General features: G+C 69.9%; 23 protein-coding genes and 2 riboswitches. Of the genes, 8 read left to right on the plus strand and 15 right to left on the minus strand.

Annotated elements, in window-relative coordinates; all coding sequences use genetic code 11:
- Positions 1-21: 21 nt before the first annotated feature.
- From BST28156_RS26565 to BST28156_RS26580, 4 genes are all read right to left on the minus strand, one after another.
- The gene (locus BST28156_RS26565; RefSeq protein WP_174903764.1) at positions 22-765 is read right to left on the minus strand and encodes an IclR family transcriptional regulator; all 744 of its coding nucleotides are present in this window, start codon (positions 763-765) and stop codon (positions 22-24) included.
- Positions 766-825: 60 nt separating this feature from the next.
- Positions 826-1992: an acyl-CoA dehydrogenase family protein gene (locus BST28156_RS26570; RefSeq protein ID WP_060243950.1), complete on the minus strand. Its 1167-nt coding sequence runs from the start codon at positions 1990-1992 to the stop codon at positions 826-828.
- A gap of 37 nt (positions 1993-2029) precedes the next feature.
- The gene (locus BST28156_RS26575) at positions 2030-3331 is read right to left on the minus strand and encodes a CitMHS family transporter (protein WP_040127413.1); all 1302 of its coding nucleotides are present in this window, start codon (positions 3329-3331) and stop codon (positions 2030-2032) included.
- A gap of 116 nt (positions 3332-3447) precedes the next feature.
- The gene (locus BST28156_RS26580; RefSeq protein ID WP_174903765.1) at positions 3448-4599 is read right to left on the minus strand and encodes a CaiB/BaiF CoA transferase family protein; all 1152 of its coding nucleotides are present in this window, start codon (positions 4597-4599) and stop codon (positions 3448-3450) included.
- Positions 4600-4872: 273 nt separating this feature from the next.
- On the opposite strand from BST28156_RS26580, the gene BST28156_RS26585 reads away from it, so the two are divergent.
- Together BST28156_RS26585 and BST28156_RS26590 are read left to right on the plus strand one after the other, a co-directional pair.
- Entirely contained in the window at positions 4873-5118 is a 246-nt protein-coding gene (locus BST28156_RS26585; protein WP_174903766.1) for a hypothetical protein, read from the plus strand.
- A gap of 174 nt (positions 5119-5292) precedes the next feature.
- The gene (locus BST28156_RS26590; RefSeq protein ID WP_060243946.1) at positions 5293-5706 is read left to right on the plus strand and encodes an NUDIX hydrolase; all 414 of its coding nucleotides are present in this window, start codon (positions 5293-5295) and stop codon (positions 5704-5706) included.
- Between the two features lie 163 nt (positions 5707-5869).
- Here BST28156_RS26590 and BST28156_RS26595 read toward each other — a convergent pair whose 3' ends face one another.
- From BST28156_RS26595 to cobW, 6 genes are all read right to left on the minus strand, one after another.
- Positions 5870-6502, minus strand: a complete 633-nt coding sequence (locus BST28156_RS26595; protein ID WP_060243942.1) for a DUF1993 domain-containing protein — start codon at positions 6500-6502, stop codon at positions 5870-5872.
- A gap of 80 nt (positions 6503-6582) precedes the next feature.
- Positions 6583-7035: a YaiI/YqxD family protein gene (locus BST28156_RS26600; RefSeq protein ID WP_174903767.1), complete on the minus strand. Its 453-nt coding sequence runs from the start codon at positions 7033-7035 to the stop codon at positions 6583-6585.
- Positions 7036-7120: 85 nt separating this feature from the next.
- The gene (locus BST28156_RS26605; protein ID WP_174903768.1) at positions 7121-7729 is read right to left on the minus strand and encodes a vWA domain-containing protein; all 609 of its coding nucleotides are present in this window, start codon (positions 7727-7729) and stop codon (positions 7121-7123) included.
- 68 nt (positions 7730-7797) lie between these two features.
- The gene (locus BST28156_RS26610; RefSeq protein ID WP_174903769.1) at positions 7798-8886 is read right to left on the minus strand and encodes a magnesium chelatase ATPase subunit I; all 1089 of its coding nucleotides are present in this window, start codon (positions 8884-8886) and stop codon (positions 7798-7800) included.
- On the minus strand, positions 8883-12686 hold the full coding sequence (cobN, locus tag BST28156_RS26615) for a cobaltochelatase subunit CobN (RefSeq protein WP_174903770.1): 3804 nt from the start codon (positions 12684-12686) through the stop codon (positions 8883-8885). The genes BST28156_RS26610 and cobN overlap by 4 nt, the downstream gene beginning before the upstream one ends.
- 6 nt (positions 12687-12692) lie before the next feature.
- Positions 12693-13772: a cobalamin biosynthesis protein CobW gene (gene cobW, locus BST28156_RS26620; protein WP_174903771.1), complete on the minus strand. Its 1080-nt coding sequence runs from the start codon at positions 13770-13772 to the stop codon at positions 12693-12695.
- A 412-nt stretch (positions 13773-14184) separates the two neighbouring features.
- Positions 14185-14450, minus strand: a riboswitch (cobalamin riboswitch).
- A gap of 172 nt (positions 14451-14622) precedes the next feature.
- Positions 14623-14860: riboswitch (cobalamin riboswitch) on the plus strand.
- A gap of 168 nt (positions 14861-15028) precedes the next feature.
- Here cobW and cobA point away from each other — a divergent pair.
- The 4 genes from cobA to BST28156_RS26640 are packed head-to-tail and all read left to right on the plus strand — an operon-like array spanning position 15029 to position 18151.
- Complete coding sequence (gene cobA / locus BST28156_RS26625; RefSeq protein ID WP_174903772.1) at positions 15029-15793, plus strand: uroporphyrinogen-III C-methyltransferase; 765 nt, start codon at positions 15029-15031, stop codon at positions 15791-15793.
- Entirely contained in the window at positions 15793-16167 is a 375-nt protein-coding gene (locus tag BST28156_RS26630; protein ID WP_060243927.1) for a cobalamin biosynthesis protein, read from the plus strand. The genes cobA and BST28156_RS26630 overlap by 1 nt, the downstream gene beginning before the upstream one ends.
- 34 nt (positions 16168-16201) lie before the next feature.
- Entirely contained in the window at positions 16202-16804 is a 603-nt protein-coding gene (gene cobO, locus BST28156_RS26635) for a cob(I)yrinic acid a,c-diamide adenosyltransferase (RefSeq protein WP_174903773.1), read from the plus strand.
- A 3-nt stretch (positions 16805-16807) separates the two neighbouring features.
- Entirely contained in the window at positions 16808-18151 is a 1344-nt protein-coding gene (locus BST28156_RS26640) for a cobyrinic acid a,c-diamide synthase CobB (protein WP_174903774.1), read from the plus strand.
- 140 nt (positions 18152-18291) lie between these two features.
- Here BST28156_RS26640 and BST28156_RS26645 read toward each other — a convergent pair whose 3' ends face one another.
- Positions 18292-19455, minus strand: coding sequence for a M20 aminoacylase family protein (locus BST28156_RS26645; RefSeq protein WP_174903775.1), 1164 nt, complete (start codon positions 19453-19455; stop codon positions 18292-18294).
- A 311-nt stretch (positions 19456-19766) separates the two neighbouring features.
- Between BST28156_RS26645 and BST28156_RS26650 the strand changes: the two genes are divergently transcribed.
- On the plus strand, positions 19767-20834 hold the full coding sequence (locus BST28156_RS26650) for a type IV toxin-antitoxin system AbiEi family antitoxin (protein WP_174903776.1): 1068 nt from the start codon (positions 19767-19769) through the stop codon (positions 20832-20834).
- Positions 20803-21708: a nucleotidyl transferase AbiEii/AbiGii toxin family protein gene (locus tag BST28156_RS26655; RefSeq protein ID WP_174903777.1), complete on the plus strand. Its 906-nt coding sequence runs from the start codon at positions 20803-20805 to the stop codon at positions 21706-21708. Before BST28156_RS26650 ends, BST28156_RS26655 begins: the two co-directional genes overlap by 32 nt.
- Positions 21709-21738: 30 nt before the next feature.
- Here the strand turns inward: BST28156_RS26655 and BST28156_RS26660 are convergent, their stop codons facing one another.
- From BST28156_RS26660 to BST28156_RS26675, 4 genes are all read right to left on the minus strand, one after another.
- Positions 21739-22155 carry a PIN domain-containing protein gene (locus tag BST28156_RS26660; protein WP_174903778.1) on the minus strand — a complete coding sequence of 139 codons (417 nt, stop codon included), beginning with the start codon at positions 22153-22155 and terminating at the stop codon, positions 21739-21741.
- The gene (vapB, locus tag BST28156_RS26665; RefSeq protein WP_174903779.1) at positions 22152-22415 is read right to left on the minus strand and encodes a type II toxin-antitoxin system VapB family antitoxin; all 264 of its coding nucleotides are present in this window, start codon (positions 22413-22415) and stop codon (positions 22152-22154) included. The genes BST28156_RS26660 and vapB overlap by 4 nt, the downstream gene beginning before the upstream one ends.
- A 208-nt stretch (positions 22416-22623) precedes the next feature.
- Positions 22624-23640, minus strand: a complete 1017-nt coding sequence (locus BST28156_RS26670) for a GNAT family N-acetyltransferase (protein WP_174903780.1) — start codon at positions 23638-23640, stop codon at positions 22624-22626.
- Positions 23640-24479, minus strand: coding sequence for a formyltransferase family protein (locus BST28156_RS26675; RefSeq protein ID WP_174903781.1), 840 nt, complete (start codon positions 24477-24479; stop codon positions 23640-23642). The genes BST28156_RS26670 and BST28156_RS26675 overlap by 1 nt, the downstream gene beginning before the upstream one ends.
- Positions 24480-24513 lie beyond the last annotated feature (34 nt).

The raw sequence follows: 24513 nt of genomic DNA on the forward strand, positions 1-24513 counted from the left end.
CTTTCGCCGGCTCCGGGCGCGCTACGCGCGCGCCTGTTCGGCCAGCAGCCGCGCCTTCGCGTCGACGAGCAGTGCCGCATGCGCATTGCGATGCTGGCGAATCCGCTCGGTCGGGCCGACCACCGACAGCCCGTACCAGTCGCCGTCGAGCGGCAGCGCGACCGCGAGCGCCGACAGTTCGGGCGCGCTTTCGCCGAAATTCTCGGCCCAGCCCTGTTCGCGAAACGGCGCGGTCTGCGCGACGAGCGCCGGCAGGTCGTGCACGGTCGCGTCGGTGAAGCGCTCGAACGACAGTTGCGCGCCGAGCGTCTGCTGCGCGTCGGCCGGCAGCTCCGCGAAGATCGCCTTGCCGATCGAGTTCGCATGCAGCGGGCGCAGTTCGCCCGGCTGGCGCGTATAGCGGATCGCCTGCTCCGACTCGACGACGTCGAGATACGTGACCGACGTGCCCTGGATCTTGCCGAGCACGGCCGTCTCGCGGCTCGCGTCGCGCAGCGCGACGAGATGCGGATGCACCATGTCGACGACCGGATCGGTTGCGTCGATCGCGGCGGCGATCGTCTGCAAACGCCGCGTCGGATAGTAGCCGCCGCGCTTGCGCACTTCGTACAGATAGCCGCGGCTGACCAGCGTGCGCGCCATCGCGAGGCAGCTCGACGCCGGCACGTTCAGCAGGCGCGCGAGTTCGGTGAGCGGCAGCGGCCGCCGTTCGGCGGCGAACAGCTCGAACAGGTCGAGCGTGCGGGCAACGAGTTTGACGTCCATGACGAGCGCTTGAAACGGAACGGGAATTCGCGCGCCGCAACGGCCGCCGCGTCGGTACGGTCAGTACGACTTCGGCAGCCCGAGCACCTTTTCCGCGATGTAGCACAGGATCAGTTGCGGGCTCACGGGCGCGAGCCTCGGAATCATACACTCGCGCAGGTAGCGCTCGACGTGGTATTCCTTCGCGTAGCCCATCCCGCCGTGCGTCGCGACGGCCGTCTGGCAGGCCTGGAACGCCGCTTCCGCGCCGAGGTATTTCGCGGCGTTCGCCTCCGCGCCGCACGGCTGCCCGGCGTCGTAGCGCGTCGCCGCCTTCATCACCATCAGCCACGCGGCCTCGAGCTGCATCCATGCCTGCGCGAGCGGATGCTGGATCGCCTGGTTCTGCCCGATCGGCCGGCCGAACACGACGCGTTCCTGCGCATACTGCGTCGCGCGGCGCAGCGCGGCCTGCCCGAGCCCGATCGCTTCGGCTGCGATCAGGATCCGCTCGGGATTCAGCCCGTGCAGCAGATAGCGGAAGCCTTCGCCTTCGTTGCCGATCAGGTCGTCGCGCGGCACGCGCAGGTTGTCGATGAACAGCATGTTCGAATCGACCGCCTTGCGGCCCATTTTCTCGATCTCGCGCACCTCGACGTGCGCGCGGTCGAGTTCGGTATAGAACAGGCTCAACCCGTCGGTCGGCCGGGCGACCTGGTCGAGCGGCGTCGTGCGCGCGATGATCAGCATCCGGTTCGCGACCTGCGCGGTCGAGATCCAGATCTTGCGGCCGCTCAGCACGTAGTGGTCGCCGTCGCGGCGCGCCTGCGTGCTCAGGTGCGTCGTGTCGAGGCCCGCGTCGGGCTCGGTCACCGCGAAGCACGCCTTGTCGCGCCCGGCGATCAGCGGCGGCAGGAAGCGCGCCTTCTGCGCATCGCTGCCGAACACCTGCACGGGATTCAGCCCGAAGATGTTCATATGCACGGCCGACGCGCCCGACAGGCCCGCGCCCGATGCGCTGATGGTGCGCATCATCAGCGCGGCCTCGGTCATGCCGAGCCCGGCGCCGCCGTACGCCGGGTCCATCGCGATGCCGAGCCAGCCGGCCTCGGCGAGCGCCGCGTGGAAGTCGTCGGGAAACCCGCCTGCGCGATCGCGCTCGAGCCAGTATTCGTCGCCGAAGCGCGCGCAGATTTTCTCGATCGCGCTTTCGATTGCGCGCTGGTCGTCGGTCAGGTCGAACTGCATGGACTGCTCTCCCGGGAAACGCGAGCGGCCGCGCCGCTCATAACGGAAACACGCCCGTCGCGACCGCGGCGAACACCATCAGCACGGTGGCGGCGAACAGGAACGGAATCGTGAATTTCTGGTGCTCGGCAAGCTCGACGCCGGTCAGGCCGACGATCAGGAACGTCGCGGGCGTCAGCGGGCTCACCGGAAAGCCGGTCGTCATCTGGCCGAGCAGCGCGGCCTGCGCCATCTGGATCGGCGGCACGCCGAGCAGCTTCGCGCTTTCCGCGAGCACCGGCAGCACGCCGAAATAGAACGAATCGGGATCGAACAGCAGGCTGAGCGGCATCGACAGCAGCCCGAGCACGAACGGCATGTGGCGCGCATGCTCGACCGGCACGTGCGCGACGACGACCTCGGCCATCGCCTTCAGCATCCCGGTGCCGGACATGATGCCGGTGAACGCGCCCGCCGCGAGCAGCACGCTGGCCATCATCAGTGCGGCCTTCGCATGCGCGTCGATGCGCTCGCGCTGCGCCTGCACGTCCGGATAATTGATCACGAGCGCGGCGACCGTGCCGAGCATGAACATCACCATCGGATCGACGATGCCCGACACCAGCGTGACGAGCACGACCAGCGTCAGCACGAGGTTCACCGCGAAGCGGTCGGGGCGGCGCAGCGCACGTTCGGCGTCGCTCAGCTCGCGCGGCGCGATCGCCATCGAGGCCGCGCCCGCGCGGTCGAGCCCGAGCCGCTTCGCCTCGCGCACGCCGAGCACCCACGCGGTGCCGAACACGAACGCGAGCCCGACGAGTTGCACCGGGATCATCGGCATGAAGATCGCGGAACCCGGGATATGCAGCGCCGCCGAGGCGCGCAGCATCGGCCCGACCCACGGCAGGAAGTTGACGCCGGCCGCCATCGACGCGACGCATGCGAGGATCCGGCGGTCCATCCCGAGCCGCGTATAGAGCGGCATCATCGCGGGCAGCGTGACGAGGAACGTCACCGCGCCCGAACCGTCCAGGTGGATCAGCAGCGCGAGCAGTGCCGAGCCCACCACGATGCGCGGCGGATGGCAGCCGATCACGCGCAGCACGCCGGCGATGATCGGGTCGAGCATCCCCGCATCGGTGAGGATCCCGAAAAATAGAATCGCAAAAACGAACATGCCGGCGATCGGCCCGATGTTCTGCACGCCGTGCACGATGAACTTGCCGGTCGTCAAGCCGAAACCGGCCGCGAGCGACGCGGCTACCGGCACGACGATCAGCGCGACGAGCGGCGACAGCCGCTTCGTGATGATCAGGCCGAACAGCGCGACGATGGCGATCGCGCCGATCCAAGCGAGCATGATGCGTCTCCTGTTGCGCCGGCCGCGCATCGCGCGCGGGACCGGCAAGGTGTCGGAATGCGGCGCGGCATGCGCGCCGGTGCAGCGCCGCCGGGCGCCGTAATGCGCAATGGCGGTCAGTCCGGATGCGTGTCGTGGTCGGCGAATACCTGCGCCGCGTGTTCGTTCAGCGCGGGCGGCGGCCGCCGGTACGTGGCCGGCGTGCGGCCGAGCTTGATCGGCGACGCGATGCCGCGGTGCGCGCCCAGCTCGACTTTCATCGCACGATGCGCGACATGCGGGTGATCGAGCGCCGCGTCGAGCCCGAGCACCGGCGCGCACGGCACGCCGCTGCGCATCAGCCGCTCGGCGAGCGCCGCGCCGTCGTGTCGGGCCAGCGCCGCTTCGAGCAGCGCGCGCAGCGCGGCGCGGTTCGTGCTGCGCGCGCGATTGTCGGCGAAGCGCGGATCGTCGAGCCAGTCGCGCGTGCCGAGCACGTCGCACAGCGCCGCGAACTGGCCGTTGTTGCCGACCGCGAGGAACACGTCGACGCTCGCCGTCGGAAAGCTGTCGTACGGCGTGATGTTCGGGTGCGCGTTGCCGGTGCGCGCGGGCGTCCGGCCCGAGTGGAAGTAGTTCGGCGTATGCGGATGCAGGATCGACAGCGCGCAGTCGAACAGCGTCGCTTCGACGAACTGGCCGCGGCCGCTGCGGTCGCGTTCGCGCAGCGCCATCAGCACGCCGAGCGCCGCGTTCAGACCCGTGACCAGATCGACGATCGGCACGCCGACGCGCAACGGCGCACCGCCCGCCTCGCCGTTCACGCTCATCAGCCCGGCCAGCGCCTGCACGGCCGCATCGTAGCCGGGCAGCCCGCCGAGCGGGCCGTCCGCGCCGAAGCCCGACACGCGGCAATGGACGAGCCGCGGGAAGCGCGCGTGCAGCGTGTCGAAGCCGAGGCCCCAGCGCTCCATCGTGCCGATCCGGAAGTTCTCGACGATCGCGTCGGCATGCTCGAGCAGCGCGAGCAGCCGCTCGCGATCGGCGGGCTGCGTCAGGTCGAGCGCGACGCCGAGCTTGTTGCGATTCACGCCGAGGAAGTACGACGCGGTATCGCCGTCGAACGGCGGGCCCCAGGTACGCGTCTCGTCGCCGGACGGCGGCTCGACCTTGATCACTTCCGCGCCGTGGTCGGCGAGGATCTGCGTCGCGTACGGGCCGCCCAGCACCCGCGACAGATCGATGATGCGCAATCCCGCCAGCGCGCCCTGCTGCTCGTGTTCCGTCATGCGTCTCGCTCCTGCTTCCGGTGGATCGGATCGCCGGTGATGCCGGACGGCGGTGCTGCGGCACGCCGTTCCGGCCTCGACGAATAATTCTTGTGTGTGAATTTATATTCATGTACGAGAATTTTATTGTCAAGCCCGGATGTGCCCGCCCCGGCATCGCGCGCGGTACCGGAACGCCGGCTGCCCCGCCTCGGTTACGTGGCGGTTGCGGCGACGTCCCGCCGTTCGTTAAGCTGGCGAAAAAACGTTCCCCTCGAGACAAGCGGAGATTTCATGAAACGCATGCTGCTGGCTGCCGTCATGCTGGCGTCGACACTGGGCGTCGGACACGCACAGACCCAGACTTTCCACTTCGGCGAAGGACAGGCCGCGCCGCAGGCAGGCGCACCCACGGCCCGCCCCGCGCCTGCGCGCCGGCATGTGGCGCCGCCTGCGCGCCCGCACCGACACGCGGTTCACAAACGGCGCCATGCGCGGCATGTGAAACCGACGCGCGGCGGGCTCTACACGCGTTCGTGACGGCACGCGCGTTGCGCGCCCCGACGCACGGAACTGTCATAAACGGTGGGTAAGATCGGCGCGGCTGCCTGCATGCCGCGTCACCGTTCATGCCGATCGGTTTTCGATCATCGGATCGGCGACGCCCGGCCGATGCGCAATTTTTTCCACGCTTGAGCACCTGTTTTACCGAACATGAGTACCGGGCCGGACACTGTCAAGGAAAGAGCCACGATCGTTTGCCGCCAGCGCAGCAGCGTGCTGCTGGTCGCCCGCACCGCGTCGCGCTGGGCGCTGCCGGGCGGCACGATCCGGAGAGGAGAAACCCCGCTGGAGGCCGCGCAGCGCGAGCTGGCGGAGGAAACGCGGCTGGAAGGGCTGGCGCTGCACTATGCGGTGCAGTTCGGCGGGCTGATGAAACTGCACCATGTGTTCGTCGCCGACGTGCCGAAGCAACTGATCCCGCGCGCGAGCAACGAGATCGTCCGCTGCAAGTGGTTTGCGATCGAGCGGCTCGAGACGCTGCATACGAGCGTGCCGACGCGCAAGATCGTCGAACTGCTGCGGCTCGACCTGCTCAGCGGGTTGCCGGAGGATTCGACGGTTTGAGCGTGTGGGCACTGCGCGCCGCTCGCGAGCGAGTTCCACGAAGATCGCGTTGCCGATCGAGTTCTCATGCGGCGGCCGAAACTCACCCGATCGACGCATGCAGCGTATCCCTGCCTGCATCACTGCTCCGTGTTACCGCCGCCGGATCGCCTGCTGCTCCGTCTCACCCCTGCGGAATCGTGCCCGGCCGCACATAGGCCAGCATGTGCGGCACGTAATCGGCCTTGCCGAGATCGACGCCGTGATGGCGCAGGATCGCGTAAGCCGTAATCGCGTGGAAGTAGAACTGCGGCAGCGCCCAGTCGCGCGCGTATTGCTCGCCTGTCATGTCGAACGCAATGCCGTTCGGCAGTTCGAGCGCGATCGGCGATGCGGCTCCGCCGTCGAGCGCATCCGGTGCGAGTTCGCCGAGAAACGCGAGCGTGCCCGCGAGGATTCCCTGCGCATCGCCGAGCGAGCCCGGCTGTGCATCGGCATGCCAGCCGGCCTGCCGCAACGCGAGCAGCGGTTCCGGCAGCGGCTCGCCGCGCAGCCGGTGCACGGGCTCCATCGCCTGAAAACACGAGAACCGGACCTGGGCGGCAAGCGGATACATGTCGGGCGCGAGCTTCAGCGTCATCAGCGCATCGGGATCGCCGCCGGTCGCGCGCCAGTGCGCGACCGCCTTGTCGAGCCACGTGGATTGCGCGCGCAGCAGCTGGCTGAACGTCGGAACGAGAAGTTGAGTCGGTGACACGCGCGCCCTCCACAGGATGATCGAACTCGTCACGATAGCAGCATCGGCGCCATGGCGCATCGTCGCGGCGCGGGCAGCAGCGTACGAAAATATCGCGTCACAACGCCGACGGCGCCGGCCGCGCGCGCGGCACCGTCGCGTTACGGCCCGCGGCGCCGCGCGAGAAATCGGTCGAGCTGCGCCGCGAACGCGTTGCCGTCGCGTGCGCTGAACGGCGCGGGGCCGCCGGTGTCGATGCCGGCGCTGCGCAGCTGATCCATCATCGCGCGCGTCGACAGACGTTCTTCGATGTTGTCGCGGCTGAACCAGTTTCCGCGCGGATCGAGCGCGAATGCGCCCTTGTCGAGCACGGCCGCGGCCAGCGGAATGTCGGCCGTGATCACGAGGTCGCCCGTCGCGGCCAACTCGACGATCCGCGCGTCGGCCGCGTCGAAGCCGGCCGGCACCTGCAGCGCGCGAATGAACGGCGACGGCGGCGTACGCAGAAACTGGTTCGCGACCAGCGTCACGCAGATCTCGGTGCGCCGCGCGGCGCGAAACAGCATCTCCTTGATGACGGCGGGACACGCGTCGGCATCGACGAGCACTTGCATGGCGGAATTTCCATTGAAGACGAGCGGCGATCATAGCGTACGCCGCGCATCGGCCTCGCGCGCGAACCGATCCATTCGCCCGCGTTCAGCCGCCCACCTCCGCGCAAAGCGCATCGGCCGTCACCCACTGCGCGCCCCACGCGCGCGCGAGCCGTGCGCCCTGCCCGATCCGCACGGCTGCGTCGTCGAAGTCGACGAACACGACATGATCGGCCGCCGCGGGCTTCGCCGGCGTGTCGCGCGTACGGCCGTCGGACAGCACCCACAGCCAGCGCTGCTTGTCCGGATCGCGCCGCGCGTCGCGCGCGAGCAATTGCGCGGCGGCCGCAATGCCGTCCGCGAGCGGCGTGCCGCCACCGCCTGCCACCGGATCGAGCCAGCGCGCGTTCCACCAGCGCGGCACGGCCGGGCCGAAGCGCCGCGCTGCGCCGTTGCCGCCGAAACAGATCAGCGCCGTCTCGGCCCGTGTGCGCGCGGCCTCGTCGAAGTACGCGACGAGCAGCCCCTTCGCGAGCGCGAGCCGGTCGTGCGACAGCATCGACGCCGAACAGTCGAGCACGAAGCAATGCAGCGTGCGCGGCGCGCCCGCCCGTTTCCGGAAACGCAGATGTGCGGCCTGCAGCGGCCCGGCCCGCTTCACGGCGAGCGTCGCGGGCCACGCGACGGCCGTGCCCGCGCGCACGATGCCCGGCACACGCGCGGCGGCGCCTGCATGCCATCGAGGACCGCGAACCGGGTTCGCGGCGGCGCCGGCTCGATGGCTCAGCGTTTTTTTAGCGGCAGCGGGACCACGCCCTTCACGTCGCGCACGCCGGCCGGCTGGGGCGGCAGATAGCCCCAGTCGGCCTCCGATTCCGTTGCGTCGCCTCGCGCCGGCCCCGACGTATGGGCCGCCGCTTCGTGCGCGTGCGCCGCTGCGCGTTCGTCGCGTTCGCCGTCGGGCTGCGATGCGCCGGACGCGGGCGGCTCGCCCGCATGGCGCCGATGCCGCAGCACGGCTTCCGCGACACGCTCGACATGGTCGACCGTCACCGCTTCGGCCTGTTCGAGCGCGGCGAGCGCGCGCGCGGCGCGCAGCATCACGAGGTCGGCGCGCAGCCCGTCGACGGCCGCGTCGATGCACAGCGCGCTGACGCGCGCATGCACGGCATCGTCGAAACCGAGCGTGGGCAGCCGTGCGCGCGCCGCGCGAATCTGCTCGCCGAGCGCGGCCTGCGCATCCGCGTGGCGCGCGCGGAACGCGTGCGGATCGAGATCGAACGCCAGGCGCGCCTTCACGATGCGTTCGCGCTGCGCGGCGTCGAAGCAGTTGTCGAGTTCGACCATCAGCCCGAAGCGGTCGAGCAGTTGCGGGCGCAGCTCGCCTTCTTCGGGATTCATCGTACCGACCAGCACGAAGCGCGCATCGTGCGCATGCGACACGCCATCGCGCTCGACGACGTTCACGCCGCTCGCGGCGACGTCGAGCAGCGTATCGACGAGGCCGTCGGCGAGCAGGTTCACCTCGTCGACGTACAGCACGCCGCGATGCGCGCGCGCAAGCAGGCCCGGGCGGAAGCGCACGCCGTTCTCCGCGAGCGCATGCGCGAGATCGAGCGTGCCCGTCACCTGCTCGTCGGTCGCCGACAGCGGCAGCGTGACGAACGCGCCTTCCGGCAGCAGCTCCGCCAGCGCACGCGCGGCGGTCGATTTCGCGGTGCCGCGCGGCCCGCTGACGAGCACGCCGCCGAGCGACGGATCGATCGCGGCGAGCAGCAGCGCCTGCTGCAACGGCTGCTGCGCGACCAGCGCGGCAAACGGAAAGACTGCGGGCAGGCCCGCGCGGGCGTGTTGCATCGTCGGCTCGGTCATCGCCGCTCTCCTTCCTGAAGTTGTTCGCTCGCGAGCCACACCGCCTCGATGCGCGCGCGATAGCCGCCCGGCTGCTGCCACAGCCCGCGCTGCATCGCCTCGACGAAGCGTTCGCAAATGCCGTGCAGCGCCTGCGGGTTGTGCCGTTCGAGAAACGCGCGCGTGTCGTCGTCGAACAGGTACGCGTCGGCGACCAGCGCGTACTGGTGATCGGACAGCACGCGCGCGGTCGCGTCATAGCCGTACAGGTAGTCGACGGTCGCCGCCATTTCGGCCGCGCCCTTGTAGCCGTGGCGCTTCACGCCGTCGAGCCATTTCGGGTTGACGACGCGCGAGCGGATCACGCGCGCGATTTCCTCGCGCAGCGTGCGCATCTTCGGTGCGGCCGGGTTTGCGTGATCGCCGTGATAGATACTCGGCTGCCGACCCGACAGGTGCCGCACGGCCGCGGTCATCCCGCCCTGGAACTGGTAGTAGTCGTTCGAGTCGAGGATGTCGTGCTCGCGGCTGTCCTGGTTCTGCACGACGACGTCGATCGCCGCGAGCCGCGCGCCGAACACGTCGGGCGCGGCGTCGCCCGCGCTGTTCTGCGCATACGCGTAACCGCCCCACTGCCGATACGTGTCGGCCAGATCCGCATCGGTCTGCCAGCGGCGCTGGTCGATCAGGTCCTGCAGGCCCGCACCGTAGCTGCCCGGCCGCGCGCCGAACACGCGCCAGCCCGCGCGGCGCCGCGCGTCGTCGGCCGGCACGCCCTGCGCGATCCACCGGTCCCGTTCGCGCTCGATGCGCGCGCGCACCGGGTTCAGGTGCTCGGGCTCGTCGAGCGCCGCGACGGCCTGCACGGCCGCGTCGAACAGATGCATCAGGTTCGGGAACGCGTCGCGGAAAAAGCCCGACACGCGCAGCGTCACGTCGATGCGCGGCCGGTCGAAGATCTCGATCGGCAGGATCTCGAAGTCGGTCACGCGATGGCTGCCGTGCGCCCATTTCGGCCGCACGCCGAGCAGCGCGAACGCCTGCGCGATGTCGTCGCCGCCGGTGCGCATCGTCGCGGTGCCCCAGACGGACAGGCCGATCGCGCGCGGATAGTCGCCGTGGTCCTGCAGATGGCGCTCGATCAGCTGCTGCGCGGATTTCAGCCCGAGCGACCATGCGGCCTGAGTCGGCACCGCGCGCGTGTCGACCGAATAGAAATTGCGGCCGGTCGGCAGCACGTCCGGGCGGCCGCGCGACGGCGAACCGCTCGGCCCCGGCGGCACGAAGCGGCCGTCGAGGCCGCGCAGCAGCTGACGCATTTCCTCGCGGCCGCACGCGTCGAGCGCCGGCATCAGCGTCGCGCGGATGCGTTCGATCACCGGCAGCGTATGCGGCCATGCGCCAGGCGGTGCCGCGGGCGCGTCGCCGGACGCATCCGCGCACAGGCGGTCGAGCCACTGTTGCGCCAGACGTTCGAGCCGCTCGCGCGTATCGCCCGCGTGTCGCCACGGCGATGCATCGAGTGCCTGCAGCACGTCGGGGCGCGGGCCGCTCCACGGCGCGGCCCAGTCGGCCGCGAGCGGATCGAAGTCGTCGCCGAGCGCGAGGTCGCGCGCGAGCGCCGCGATCAGTCCCGCGTTCGCGCCTTTGCCGTCGCCGACCGGAAAGCGCGCGAGCGCGAGCAGCGTATCGCGCCGCTGGCGACCGGCCGGCGACGCGCCGAACACGTGCAGCCCGTCGCGGATCTGCGCTTCCTTCAGCTCGCACAGCCACGCGTCGACGCGCGTGAGCAGCGCGTCCTCGTCGCCCGCGTCGCGCGGCGGCGATACGCTCAGCTCGTCGTGCAGCCGGTGTTCGGCGATCGTCGCGAGGATCGTCCTGCGCAGCAGCTTTGCGCGCCGCGCATCGACCATCAGCGCCTCGTAGTATTCGTCGACCTGCCGTTCGAGGTCCTGCAACGGCCCGTAGTTTTCGGCGCGCGTGAGCGGCGGCATCAGGTGATCGACGATCACCGCCTGCGCACGCCGCTTCGCCTGGCTGCCCTCGCCCGGATCGTTGACGATGAACGGATACAGGTGCGGCAGCGGTCCGAGCGTCAGGTCCGGCCAGCATGCGTCGGACAGCGCGACGCTCTTGCCCGGCAGCCATTCGAGGTTGCCGTGCTTGCCGAGGTGGATCACCGCGTCGATGCGGAACACGTCGCGCAACCAGAAGTAGAACGCGAGATACGCATGCGGCGGCACCAGCTCCGCGTCGTGGTAGCTCGCATAGTCGTTCTCGTCGCGCGAGCGCGGCGGCTGGATGCCGACGAACACATGGCCCGCGCGCCAGCCGGCGATCGTGAAGCGCCCGTGGCGCAGCGTCGGGTCGGCCTCGGGCGGCCCCCAGCGCCGGTTCAGCGCGTCGCGCACGGATGCCGGCAACTGCGCGAAACGCGCGCGGTAATCGGCCAGCGCGTAACTCTGGAAGGCCGGGCGCAGCGCGTGCACGGCCGGGTCGTTGGTCACGCCCTCGGTCAGCTGCGCAATCAGCGCGTCGCCGTCGGGCGGCAGGTCGGGCAGCGCGTAGCCCGCCTCGCGCAGCGCCGCGAGCACGCGCAGCGCGGATGCCGGCGTGTCGAGCCCGACGCCGTTGCCGATGCGCCCTTCGCTTTGCGGATAGTTCGCGAGGATCAGCGCGATGCGTTTGTCCGCGTGGTCGAGCGTGCGCAGCCGGCACCAGCCGCGCGCGAGCGCCGCGACGAACGCGATCCGCTCGGCGTCGGGCTGGTAGCGCACGACGTCGACCTCGGTATGCGGGCAGCGATATGCAAGCCCCTTGAAGCTCACCGCGCGCGTGACGATGCGCCCGTCGACCTCGGGCAGCGCGACGTGCATCGCGATGTCGCGCGCGTGCAGCCCCTGGTTGTCGGCCAGCCACGCGTCGCGGTTGCCGCCGGACAGGATCACCTGCAGCACGGGCGCGTCGCCGGCCAGCACGTTCGGCTCCGGGTCGTCGATCGCGCCCGCCGCGAACGCGGTGGTGTTCAGCACGAGCGCGACCTCGTGCGTGTCGCACAGTTGCGCGATCACGTCGCGGCTCACCGCATCCTTCAGCGACGTTACCGCGATCGGCAGCGGATTCAGTCCCTGCTCGACGAGCGCATCGGCCAGCGCGTCGAACACGGCCGTGTTCGCGGCCTGCCAGTGCGCGCGATAGAACAGGATCGCGACGACCGGTGCGCCGGGCGTCCAGCGCGGCAGCCAGTCGTCGATGCCGGCTGGATCGCGCACCGGGTGATACAGCGCGGCGGCCGGCAGCGGGCGCGGCGGCGCGGGTTCGTCGCCGAATCCGCGCGTATGGAACGCGATGCTGCGCAGCAGCGCCTCGGCGTTGTGCACGCCGCCTTCACGCAGGTAGCGCCACCACAGCCGGCACAGCCCGGGCGCGACCGTGCTTTTCGCGACGAGGTTCGGATCTTCCTGAAGATCGCCCGAGAACATCGCGAGCTGCTGTCGCTGCTTCGACGCGAGCGACACGGCCTGCTCGATCCCGTACGGCCAGTACGCCTCGCCGCCGAGATGGTCGATCACGACCGTCTTCGCGTGGCGCAGCACGTCGTCGACGTAGAAGTCGACCGACGCCGGCTGCCGCAGGAACGTGACGTTCGCGAGCCGCACGCTCGGGAAACCGGCCGGCAGCCGCGGCACGACGCTCGCGAGCAGCGACAGCGTCGTGTCGGCCGAGCTCAGGATCACGATGTCGGCCGGTTGCTGGTCGATCCGCACGACGCCCTGCGTATCGTCGACGAAGCCGCCCGGCGTGGTGCGCAGCAGATGCATCGCGCGTTACGCCTGCTGCAGCGCAGCCGCGCACGCAGCGTCGAACGCGCGCTGCAGCGCGGCCGCATCGAGATCCTCGCCAATCAGCACGAAGCGGCTCGCCCGCGTTTCGCCGTCCTGCCAGCGACGGTCGAAATAGCTGTCGAAACGACGGCCGACGCCCTGGATCACGAGCCGCATCGGCGCATCGGGCAGCGCGGCGAACCCCTTCGCGCGATAGATCGTATGCGTCTCGACGAGCTGCTGCAGCGCGGCGATCGTCGCGTCGCGCGAGCCGGCGTCGCCGCTCACGACGACCGAGTCGAAGTCGTCGTGATGGTGGTCGTGGTCCCCGTCGTCGGCCGAGCCGTGATGATCGTGGCGCAGATGGATCGTGTCCTCCGACGCCGATTCGAGCCCGAGCAGCATCGCCAGATCGAGTTCGCCGCGCGTCGCGCGCACGATCTTCACCTGCGGCGGGATTTCGTCGCGGATCGCGGTTTCGATCTGCTCGAACTGGGCGGCAGCCACGAGATCGGCTTTGTTCACGATCACCAGATCCGCGGCCGACAACTGGTCGGCGAACAGTTCGTGCAGCGGCGATTCGTGATCGAGGTTCGGGTCGGCGCGGCGCTGTGCGTCGACGGCCTGCGGGTTTTCCGCGAACTGGCCGTTCGCGGCGGCCGGCCCGTCGACGACGGTGACCACCGCGTCGACCGTGAAGCTGTTGCGGATCGTCGGCCAGTTGAACGCCTGCACGAGCGGCTTCGGCAGCGCGAGGCCCGACGTCTCGATCAGCACGTGATCGATGTCCGCGCGCCGTTCGACGAGCGCTTCCATCACCGGATAGAACTCTTCCTGCACGGTGCAGCACAGGCAGCCGTTCGCGAGCTCGTAGAGCTGGCCCGACGCTTCGTCCTGCGCGTCGTCGCAGCCGATTCCGCAGCCGCGCAGGATTTCGCCGTCGATGCCGAGCTCGCCGAATTCGTTGACGATCACCGCGATGCGGCGGCCTTCGGCATGTTGCAGGATGTGGCGCATCAGCGTGGTCTTGCCGCTGCCGAGAAAGCCCGTGACGATCGTGACGGGCAGCTTGCGCATGGTCATGGTAGGTCCAGTGTCGAGTGAATCGGTGAAGTCAGGCCGGCATCGTCGCGCCGGCTCCGGCGCGGCGCGCGATGGGACGAGGTGCGGCCGGCCGTGGCGGGCTCGCGGGGGACGGGCAGTTCATCTGCGGGTTCTCGGTGCGCAGCGCTGGCCGCACGTGAGCATGCGCCGGCGCGGTGCGACGGGCGCGCCGATGCGGGCGAAAACATGAGTCGGGCATGACGCTTCCTTGCGAACGGTCGACACGTGAATGCCAACACGGCCGCCGGCAACCCCGCCCGCGATGCCTGCCGGTCGCCGTGCGGGTCCGTGCGCGGTCGCGCGGACGCCGGGCCGGCTGGCGGCGGAATCGGGAAACGCTCGGGTGTCGGGCATGCAGCGGCCGTGGACGATGCGCCGCCTCCCCGCGGCGCTGAACCCCTTCGTTTAGGCCGGTATCCGGGCTGACGAACACGCCGCTTCGCCTTCCCGAATGCGCGCGGCATCCAGTGGCGGTCGTCCGCATGCACGCGGCATGCGGCGAAGCGGCGCTGCGTCGCGCTGATGCGCGATGCGTTCGCTTACCGTTGCGGGGGCAGCACAGGTTGGCTCGACTGCGGCGCAGGCAGGCTCCCTGTTTCCCGTTTAACTGCGCACGCCGGAGCGGCACGCGCGAGCACCAAAACGCGTGCGAGTGTAGGCGTCGCGGCGGGGAGCGTCAAGGCGGAACACCGGTGCGCGGGCAGGATCCCGATGGGTCCGGGACGGCGGATCCTCCTTGTCGCCGATCGAAACGCATGGCACCCGGCCGGCACGCTCGCCGCACGCGTGTGGCCGACAAGCGCGAGTCCGCCGGCCGCAGCGCCTGTGCTATCGTATGCGCCGCGTTCGGTGCTCGCATGCGCATTCCGCGCATGCAGTTAAACGGGAAACAGGAGGCGGACATCCGCCCGGCCTGTGCTGTCCCCGCAACGGTACGCCGCCCGCGCGACGCGTCCTGCGACGCACGCGCCCATGCCGCCCACGATGCCACTGTCCGCGAGCCGGACGGGAAGGCTGCGGCCTGACAAGCGGCCAGCCCGGATACCGGCCGACGCAAGGGGCGAGCCCGACGCTCGCCGAACGCCCTATCCGCGGGGGACGGATGGTGTGCGCGTTTCACCGGCCCGATAAGGGTCTCTTCATTCCGCCATGTCACGCCATTTCACAGGCCGCCGCGCCGCCGGTTCGTCGCCTTTCCCCGTCGCTTCGTCACGGCTCGCGCCGTGTTGCGCGCGATGAGCCGCGCGTGGCTCGTCGGCGCCGGCCCCGGCGACGCCGAACTGCTGACCTTCAAGGCCGCTCGCGTGATCGGCGAGGCCGACGTGCTGCTGGTCGACGATCTCGTCAATCCGGACGTGCTGCGCCACGCGCGCGCCGAGGCACGCATCGAGCATGTCGGCAAACGCGGCGGCCATGCGTCGACGCCGCAGGAAATCATCGTCGCCGCGATGCTCGCGCATTTGCGCGCGGGCCGCAGCGTCGCGCGGCTCAAAGGCGGCGATCCGTTCGTGTTCGGCCGCGGCGGCGAAGAACTGCTCGCGCTCGGCGCGGCCGGTTTTCCGGTCGAGATCGTCAACGGCATCACGGCCGGCATCGCCGCGCCGGCCGCGCTCGGCATTCCGGTCACGCATCGCGGCGACGCGCAGGGCGTGATCTTCGTCACGGGTCACGGCGCGGCCGCCGACGAGCCCGACTGGCACGCGCTCGCCGCCACCCGCATGACGCTGGTGATCTACATGGGCATTCGCCGCGTCGACGCGATCGTCGCGGCGCTGCGCGCGGGCGGCCTGCCGGACGACACGCCGTGCGCGGCGATCGAATCGGCCACGCGCGCCGGGCAGCGGCACGCGCTGGCCACGCTCGCGACGCTGGTCGAGCGAATCCGCACGACGGGCATCGGCTCGCCGGCGATCGTTGTGATCGGCCGCGTGGCGGCGCTGGCCGCCGATCCCGCCGTGCAGGCCGCGCTGGCCGGCGGTGCGCGGCCGCAGCGCACGTGATGCGGGTCGCGCTCGGCATCGGCTTTCGCGCGGGCGTCAGCGCCGCGCAACTCGATACCGCGATTCGCGCCGCGCTCGCCCGCCATCCAGGCGCGCAGCCGAGCGTCGTCGCGACGCTCGCGGAGAAGTCCCGGGCCTGCGGGTTGCGTCGGCTCTGCAGCCGACGCGGCTGGCCGCTGGTCGCGTTCGATGCGGCGCAGCTCGCGGGTCGCCCCGAGCTGGCCGCGAGCGGTGCGTCGGCCGCCGCGCTCGCGCGCTTCGGCGTCGCGGGCGTCGCCGAGCCGTGTGCGCAGCTTGCCGCGCCGCGCGGCCGGCTGCTCGGCCCCAAAACCATCCGGGACGGCGTGACGGTCGCGCTCGCCGGCCCGCTCTGAACCCTTTGTTTCGCTTTCGACAGGACCATTCCCGATGAAGACCGATGCCGAATCCCACCAGCGGATGGCCGAACGCCGCCGCGCCGGCCACGAGAAGAAACAGGCCGCCGCCGTCAACGAAAAGGGCTTGCTGATCGTCCATACCGGTAACGGCAAGGGCAAGAGCACGGCCGCGTTCGGCATGGCCGTGCGCGTGCTCGGCCACGGCATGCGGCTCGGCGTCGTGCAGTTCATCAAGGGCGCGCTGCACACGTCGGAGCGCGATTTCCTCGGCCGCGTCGCCGAGTGCGACTTCGTGACGATGGGCGACGGCTATACGTGGAACACGCAGAATCGCGACGCCGATATCGCGACCGCGCGCAAGGGCTGGGACGAGGCGCGCCGGATGATCGAAAGCGGCGAGTACGCGATGGTGATCCTCGACGAACTGAACACCGTGCTGAAGTACGAATACCTGTCGCTCGACGAAGTGCTCGCGACGCTCGCCGCCCGCCCTGCGTCGCTGCATGTGGTCGTCACCGGGCGACATGCGTCGGATGCGCTGGTCGACGCGGCCGATCTCGTCACCGAGATGCGGCTCGTCAAGCATCCGTACAAGGAGCAAGGCGTGAAGGCGCAGCGCGGCGTGGAGTTCTGAGCGATGCCGGCCTGTCCCGCGCTGTTCGTCAGCGCGCCCGCGTCCGGCCAGGGCAAGACCTCGGTGACGGCCGGCCTCGCGCGGCTGCACCGCCGGCTCGGCCGGCGCGTGCGCGTGTTCAAGACCGGTCCCGACTTCCTCGATCCGATGCTGCTCGAACGCGCGAGCGGCGCGCCCGTGCATGCGCTCGATCTTGGCATGGTCGGCGCGGTGGGCTGCCGTGCGCTGCTCGCCGATGCCGCGCGCGACGCGGACCTGATCCTGATCGAAGGCGTGATGGGCCTGTTCGACGGCACGCCGAGCAGCGCCGATCTGGCAACCGCATTCGGCGTGCCGGTGGTCGCGGTGATTTCGGCGAAAGCGATGGCGCAGACCTTCGCGGCGATCGCGTTCGGGCTCGCGCGGTTCCGGCCCGACGTGCCGTTTCACGGTGTGCTGGCCAACCGCGTCGGCTCCGAGCGGCACGCGGCCCTGCTGCGGCAGGCGCTGCCCGACGACCTGCGCTGGCTCGGTCACGTGCCGGCCGACGCGGGCATCGCATTGCCGGAACGGCATCTCGGCCTGCACCAGCCGCACGACATCGACGATCTCGACGCGCGGCTCGAGCGAGCGGCCGACGCGCTCGCGGAGACGGCGCTCGCCGAATTGCCGCCGGCCGTCGCGTTCGCGGAGCCCGACGCGACGCCGCCGTTGCCGCGCCGGCTGGCCGGCAAGCGGATCGCGATCGCGCGCGATGCGGCGTTCTCGTTCGTCTATCCGGCGAATCTCGCGCTGCTCGATGCGCTCGGCGCGCAGCTGCGGTTTTTCTCGCCGCTCGCCGACGAGCCCGTGCCCGACGATTGCGATGCCTTGTTCCTGCCGGGCGGTTATCCGGAACTGCATGCGGCGACGCTCGCGGCGAATGCCGCGACCGCGCGGACGATCCGCGCGCATGCGGCGGCGGGCAAGGCGATCGTCGCGGAATGCGGCGGGATGGTGTATCTGTGCGAATCGCTGACCGACGTCGACGGCGTGACGACGCCGATGCTCGGCCTGCTGCCCGGTCATGCGACGATGCAGCGCCGGTTCGCGGCGCTCGGCATGCAGCAGCTCGACACGCGCACCGGCGCGATACGCGGTCATACGTTCCACTACTCGCGGTTCGCGACGCCGCTCGAGCCGGTCGCGCACGCGGCGCGGCCCGACGGCGCAACGGGGAGCGGCGAAGCCGTCTATCGCCGCGGCGCGATCGTCGCGACCTACATGCACATGTACTGGCCGTCGAATCCGCAAGCGCTGACCGCACTGTTCGACGGCGAGACGATCTGGGGCGATTCAGAGAGCGGTGCGGCGAGTGAGCAACGGTAGGGGCGCCGGACTGACGGCCAGTCGTCGGTTCGTATTCCGGTGGAATATCGTCGTATCGCGATCGTCGGCTGGTGGCGGATGACGGATGCGGTTTTCACACATCTGCATCCGTCGCCGCGCGTCCGTACCGGTATTCCCCGTCAGACCAGGAACGTCTCGGCCAGCCTGACCCAGTACGATGCGCCGGTCGGCAGCGCCGCGTCGTTGAAGTCGTAGCCGGGGTTGTGCACCATGCAGCCACCCTCCCCGTCGCCGTTGCCGATGATCAGGTAGCAGCCCGGCCGCTTTTCGAGCAGGAATGCAAAATCCTCGCTGCCGGTGAGCGGCACCATGTCGTCGATCAGGTTCACGTCGCCGACCCATTCGCGCGCGACGTTGCGCGCGAACGCGGTCATCTCCGCATCGTTGACGAGCACCGGATAGCGGCGCTGGTAGTCGATCGTCGCGGTCGCGCCGAACACGGCTGCCTGCGCGTGGACGACTTCCTTGATGCGCGTCTCGAGCAGGTCGCGCACCTCGGGCTTCAGCGCGCGCACCGACAGGCGCATCTGCGCGCGATCGGGAATCACGTTCGGCGCCTCGCCCGCATGGATCGCGCCGACCGTGACGATTGCCATGTCGAGCGGCGACACGTTGCGCGACACGATCGTCTGCAGCGCGATGACGATCTGCGCGCAGACGACGACCGGGTCGATCGCCTTGTGCGGCACCGCGCCGTGACCGCCGCGGCCCTGCACGTCGATCACGACCGTGTCCGACGACGCCATGAACGGCCCCGGCAGGAAGCCGAGCCGGCCGGTCGGGAAGCCCGGCATGTTGTGCATCGCGAAGATCGCGTCGCACGGGAACAGGTCGAACAGCCCGTCGTCGAGCATTTTCTTCGCGCCGCCCAGCCCTTCCTCGGCCGGCTGGAAAATCAGGTTCAGCGTGCCCGAGAAGCGCCGCTCGCGCGCGAGATGCTTCGCAGCCGCGAGCAGCATCGCCGTATGGCCGTCGTGACCGCACGCGTGCATCTTGCCGGGAATCGTGCTCTGGTACGGCAGGCCCGTCGCCTCGTGGATCGGCAGCGCGTCCATGTCGGCGCGCAGGCCGAGGCGCTGCTTGCCGTTGCCGATCTTCAGCTGCGCGACGACGCCCGTGCCGCCGAGCCCGCGATGCACCGCATAGCCCCACGCCTGCAACTGCTCCGCGACGAGGTCGCTCGTCGCGAATTCCTCGAAACCCAGCTCGGGATGGGCGTGGATGCGGTGACGGATTTCGATCATTTCGTCGGCAAGGCCTGCGGGGATCACGCTGTGCGTCACGGTGTCGTCTCCTGGAGGATTTGGGGGGAAATCGTGCGGCTAGGATAGTCACTTCGACAGCAACCGAACAGACCAGAACTCGTGATCGTGGCAACCGTGGGTTGCTGGCGGGCGTCCCGCGACGGAATCGAACCGCGCTATCGCCGCACGCGGAGCAATGGGAACAGTCGGGGCGAACCGTCGCATGATGGGGAAACGTGAACAGCGCCATTCGTTTGGAGCGGCACGATCGGGCCGGACGATGCTTGTACATTTTTTGACGAATGTACATTTTTTATGTACGCTGACAAAAAGTGTACAGGCGAAGTGCTATGCCCACGATCATCGACCATCCGACGCCGGAGCGGCACATACTCGACGAAGCCTGCGCCGCCTTCGGGCGCGCGACCCGACGCTTCACGGCGAAGCCTGGGCGCATCCCGGCCACGCTGAAGGGACGCGTAGACGGCATCGTCCGCTTCGGCGTGACCGGTCGCACATCATTCGAGATGCCGGCGATCGTCGAGCTGCGTGCCGACTCGTTCCAGGGCATCGTCACGCGGCTTCGGCATCCTGACGCCGCGCAGCCGACGATGCTGGTCGCGCCGTACGTTTCCGCCGATCTCGCCGCCCGGCTGATCGAGCAGGACATCCCGTTTCTCGACACCGCCGGCAATGCGTATCTGAACCGTCCGGAAGCCGTCGTGATGATCACCGGCCGACCGAAGCCCGCGCGTGCGTCGGGCTTGCCGCGCGCGTCGAGTTCTCGGGCGACGACGCCCAAGGGAATGCGCATCATGTTCGCGCTTGCGACGCGGCCGGACCTCGTCGCCCGGCCGTACCGCACGATTGCCGAAGCGTCGGGCGTCGCGCTCGGCACGGTCAATCTCGCGATGGACGACCTGATCGCGCGCGGCCTCGTCGGGCAGCGCCGCAACGGCGAGCGCGTGATCGTCGAGCCTGCACGTTTTCTGCAGGAATGGGTCGCGCTCTACCCGAGCCGCCTGCGCGCGAAGCTGCCGTGCCGCCGGTTTTCCAGCGTCGCGCCCGACTGGTGGCGCGGGTTCGATTTCGCGGCGTTCGGTGCACGGCTCGGCGGCGAACCGGCGGCCGAGTTGCTGACGCACGACCTGAAACCGGCCGTGATCACCGTCTATACGCATGGCGGCATTCCGGGCCGCCTGCTGCTCGCAGGCCGCCTGAGGCCGGACGAACGCGGCGATGTCGAGATTCTCGACGCGTTCTGGCCGCCCGCATTGGCCGTCGACTGGCGCGAGCAGGATGTGCCGCTCGTGCCGCCGCTACTGATCTACGCGGATCTCGTCTCGTCCGGGGACAGCCGCAATCTCGCCGCCGCCGAACGGATCCATGACCGATACCTCGCCCATTTCTCCGCTTGAAGTCGATGCGCGCCGGCCGCTCGAACCGGCGGCGGTCGCACTGTTGCAAGCCGTCGGCGCAGCATGCGCGCGCGTCGACGCGGCCTTCGTCGTCGCGGGCGCGACCGCGCGCGACATCCTGATGTGGCATGTGCACGGCATTCGGCCGATACGCGCCACGCGGGACGTCGATGTCGCGGTCTGTGCGGTGAGCTGGCCGTTCCACACGCAGCTCGTCGACGCGCTGGTCGCGACCGGACAGTTCTCGCGCGCACCGAAACAACAGCAAAAGCTGCTGTTCGCCGGTGACGGGCGCGGCTTGCGCACCGAGCTCGACCTCGTGCCGTTCGGCCCGCTCGAAACTCCGCCGGGTGAGATCGCGTGGCCGCCCGGCGGGGAATTCGTATTGAACGTGCTCGGGTTTCAGGAGGCGGTCGATACGGCGCTGCCGGTATCGATCGGCGAGCACACCGTAGTGCCGGTGGCCAGCCTGCCGGCGCTCGCACTGCTGAAGCTGCTCGCATGGAAGGATCGGCGCGCGCGCCAGAACAGCGACGCGTACGACCTGCTGTTCCTGCTCACGCATTTTCACGATGCGGGCAATCTCGAGCGAATCTGGGAAGTCGCGCCCGACCTGCTCGAAACGCACGGGTTTCAACCGGAGCTGGCTGCGGCCGCGCTGCTCGCGCGCGACGCGAAACGGATTGCGTCGCCGCCGACTTACGACGCCGTGCGCGCGCTGCTGTCGGACGATGCGACCTATGCAATGCTCGGGCGCGATCTGCTCGCGCGCGCGTTCGCGCTGTTGCCGGGCGAGTTCACCGACGACGCCGACCGGTATCTCGACGCATTCCGGCGCGAATTCCTCGTCGCCCATGCTGCGCCGCGCGCGTGACGCATGCGTGGTCGGGCAGCGCCTGCGCCCTCAAGCCGTCCAGTCCTCGAACGACAAGCGCTCGACCCGGCGGAATTCGCGACTGTTGTTCGTCACGAGCACCGCGCCGGCCGCGATCGCATGCCCGGCGATCGACGCGTCGTTCGCGCCGATCGGCGTGCCGCGCGCGGCAAGCGCCACGCGAACGTCGACGGTCGCATCGATGGCCGCCGTGTCCCACGGCAGCACGCCGTCGAGCCGCGCAACGAAGGCCGTGACGAGGTCCGCATGCTTCGGCGATGCTTTCCTGCCGATCGCGCCGAACCGCATTTCCGCATAGGTAATCGCCGACACGACGATCCGGTGCTGCGCATCGACGCACGCCTGCAGCCGCGACAGGACCGCCGCCGGCCGCTCGCGCATGATGAACGAGCAGATGTTCGTATCGAGCATGTAGAGCGCCGTCACCGGCCGGACTCCGTCGGCGCGGCATCGTCGCCGGGCAGCTCGAAGCGGCCGGATTCGACGACGGCCGGGCGCTCGGCGAGGAAGTCGGCGTCGGCCAGCGGCTCGCTCGCGAGCGACATCCACGTGGGACGCACCGGACGCAACAGCAGCGTGTCACCCTCGCGGCGGATCTCGAGTTCCGTCACCCCCTCGAATTCCATGTCCTTCGGGATGCGGATCGCCTGGTTACGGGCGTTCTTGAAAATGGAAACGGTACGCATGAGCCACTCCACTGGACTACGATGCGCCCATTCTAAACATATGCCGGCATATGTCAATGCGGGGGCACGCGATCCGGACATCGTGCCCCACCCTGCGTCGTGCGTTTCGGCCATGTCGCCATCCTGTCGTCGAGAGAGAGCGATCCATTCTTCACGATGCCGGCGACGCGCACCATTCCCCGGACGGCCGATGCTGCGCGCCGGCCGGTCAAGGCAGGCGGAACGTGTCGAAGAACGTGTCGCGCTCGATCACCGTCAACGCCGCGCGCTTGTGCGGGAAGTCGAACTCCTTCAGCGTGTAGAAGCCGAGCCGGTGCATGTACGCGATGTGCCGCACGTGATCGACGCGTGGCTCGCCGACGAGCCGCTGCGTGCGCGGTTCGTCGACGAACATGTAGTGCAGCACCCCGCTCCACCACGCGTGCAGCTTGCCCGCGCTCTGGAAGCGCGAGTCGCCGATCAGCAGATGCAGCCCGCGGTCGTAATCGTGCGCATCGTAGAACGGCGCGAGGCGGTCCTCCTTCGCCCAGTAGAACTCGAAATAGCCGAACGGCGTGTCGTCGAAATAGCCGATCATCGGATGCATGTGCGGATCGGCCAGGCGTTCGGCGAGATACGCGGCATGCTCGTCGCGCGTGCCGCGCTGATCCCAGAAATGCGCGACGCGATCGAGGTTCATCCAGCCGCTGAACAGGTCCGCATGCGCGTCGACGTCGACGGTGCGCAGGCTGAACGTCATCCCGACCTGCGGCATGTCGCGCGCGTAGATCTCGCCGGCCGGCGTCGGCGGCCGCACCGGGTGCCGGTGCCCGTTCGTGATCGTGTAGCGCAGCGGCATCCCGCCCGAGGCCGGCGCCTTCAGCCACGGCTGCGGGTTCTGCCAGAACGTCGCGCGCGATGCGGTCACGTGCAGCCGATCGCCGACGGCCTGCGCGCCGTCGATCACGCCGTCGCGCACCGCGCGGGCGACGTACGACGCGACCGCCGCCGGGTCGGTGCCGGCCAGCGGCAGCGAGATCGTCGCCGCGTCGCGCCGCGTGTCGGTATTGAACAGCGCGACGAACGCCGCGAGCAGTGCGGCCGGCGGATCGTCGGGCCGCCACGCGTCGAGCCTGCGCTCGGCATCGGGCGCAGCCGGCGCGTGCGCCGCGCCGTCGAGCGCGGCAGCCACTTCGCCTTCGACGGCGTGCGCCGCATCGGCCGGTTTCGTCAGCGTGTCTTCCATTACAGTGCTCCCGCGTCGTGGCGGTCGGCGAGCACGTGAAGCCCGCGCTCGAGCGCCGGAAACAGGCTGCGCTGAAAGTTGTTCCAGCGCAGCTCGAGGATCGTATCGTCCGGCGCGATCGGCGTGTCGAGCACGTCGCAGATCACTTCGCCGGAATCGATGCCGTTGTCGACGTAGTGGAACGATGCACCGGTCATCGTCACGGGTTCGACGGGCGTCGTCGCGCCGCTCGCCCAGTCGACCCGCTCGCCGCGTGCGCCGTGCAGCGCGTCGAGCGTCGCCCACGCGCCGCGCCGCTGGTACGGCGAAGCGTCGGCCGTGATGCCGGGATGGATGTTCGCGATGCGGCGGTGAAAGCGCGCACCGGGCCGCACGAGTTCGTCGAGGATCACGAGCAGCCCGTCGAGCACGACGAGGTCGGCGTCGAGTTCGAGCAGCCGTTCGAGCAGCCGGCGCTCGAACGCCTGCTTGGCGGGAACGCGCTCGCGCGCGTCGCGCGACAGCCGCCGGTAGGTCGACGGGACCGAGCAGAACAGTTCGTCGACCGGCCGGCCCTGCACGGTCAGCCCTTCCGGCAGGATCCACGGGCGGCCCGGCGTGCGCGCGAACCCGTAGTCGGCGAGCTTCGCGCGGTCGGCCGGCGAGCCGTCGTCGTCGTCGACGATCACGCCCGCGAGCGTGTAGCGCTCGCCGAGCGGCGAGTCGTTCAGCCGCTCGACGAGGAATTCGAGCGGCGCCTTCATGTAGCGCGTACCGCCCCGGTAGGCGACCGGCTGGCCGGCGCGATCGGCCGCGCCGTTGCGCAGCGACTGGATGTAGACGAGATTTTTCTTCGGCATGAATGCGTCGTGGAAAACGGACAAAGGCGCCGCG

This window comes from Burkholderia pseudomultivorans (assembly GCF_902499075.1).
Classification (GTDB): Bacteria; Pseudomonadota; Gammaproteobacteria; order Burkholderiales; family Burkholderiaceae; genus Burkholderia; species Burkholderia pseudomultivorans.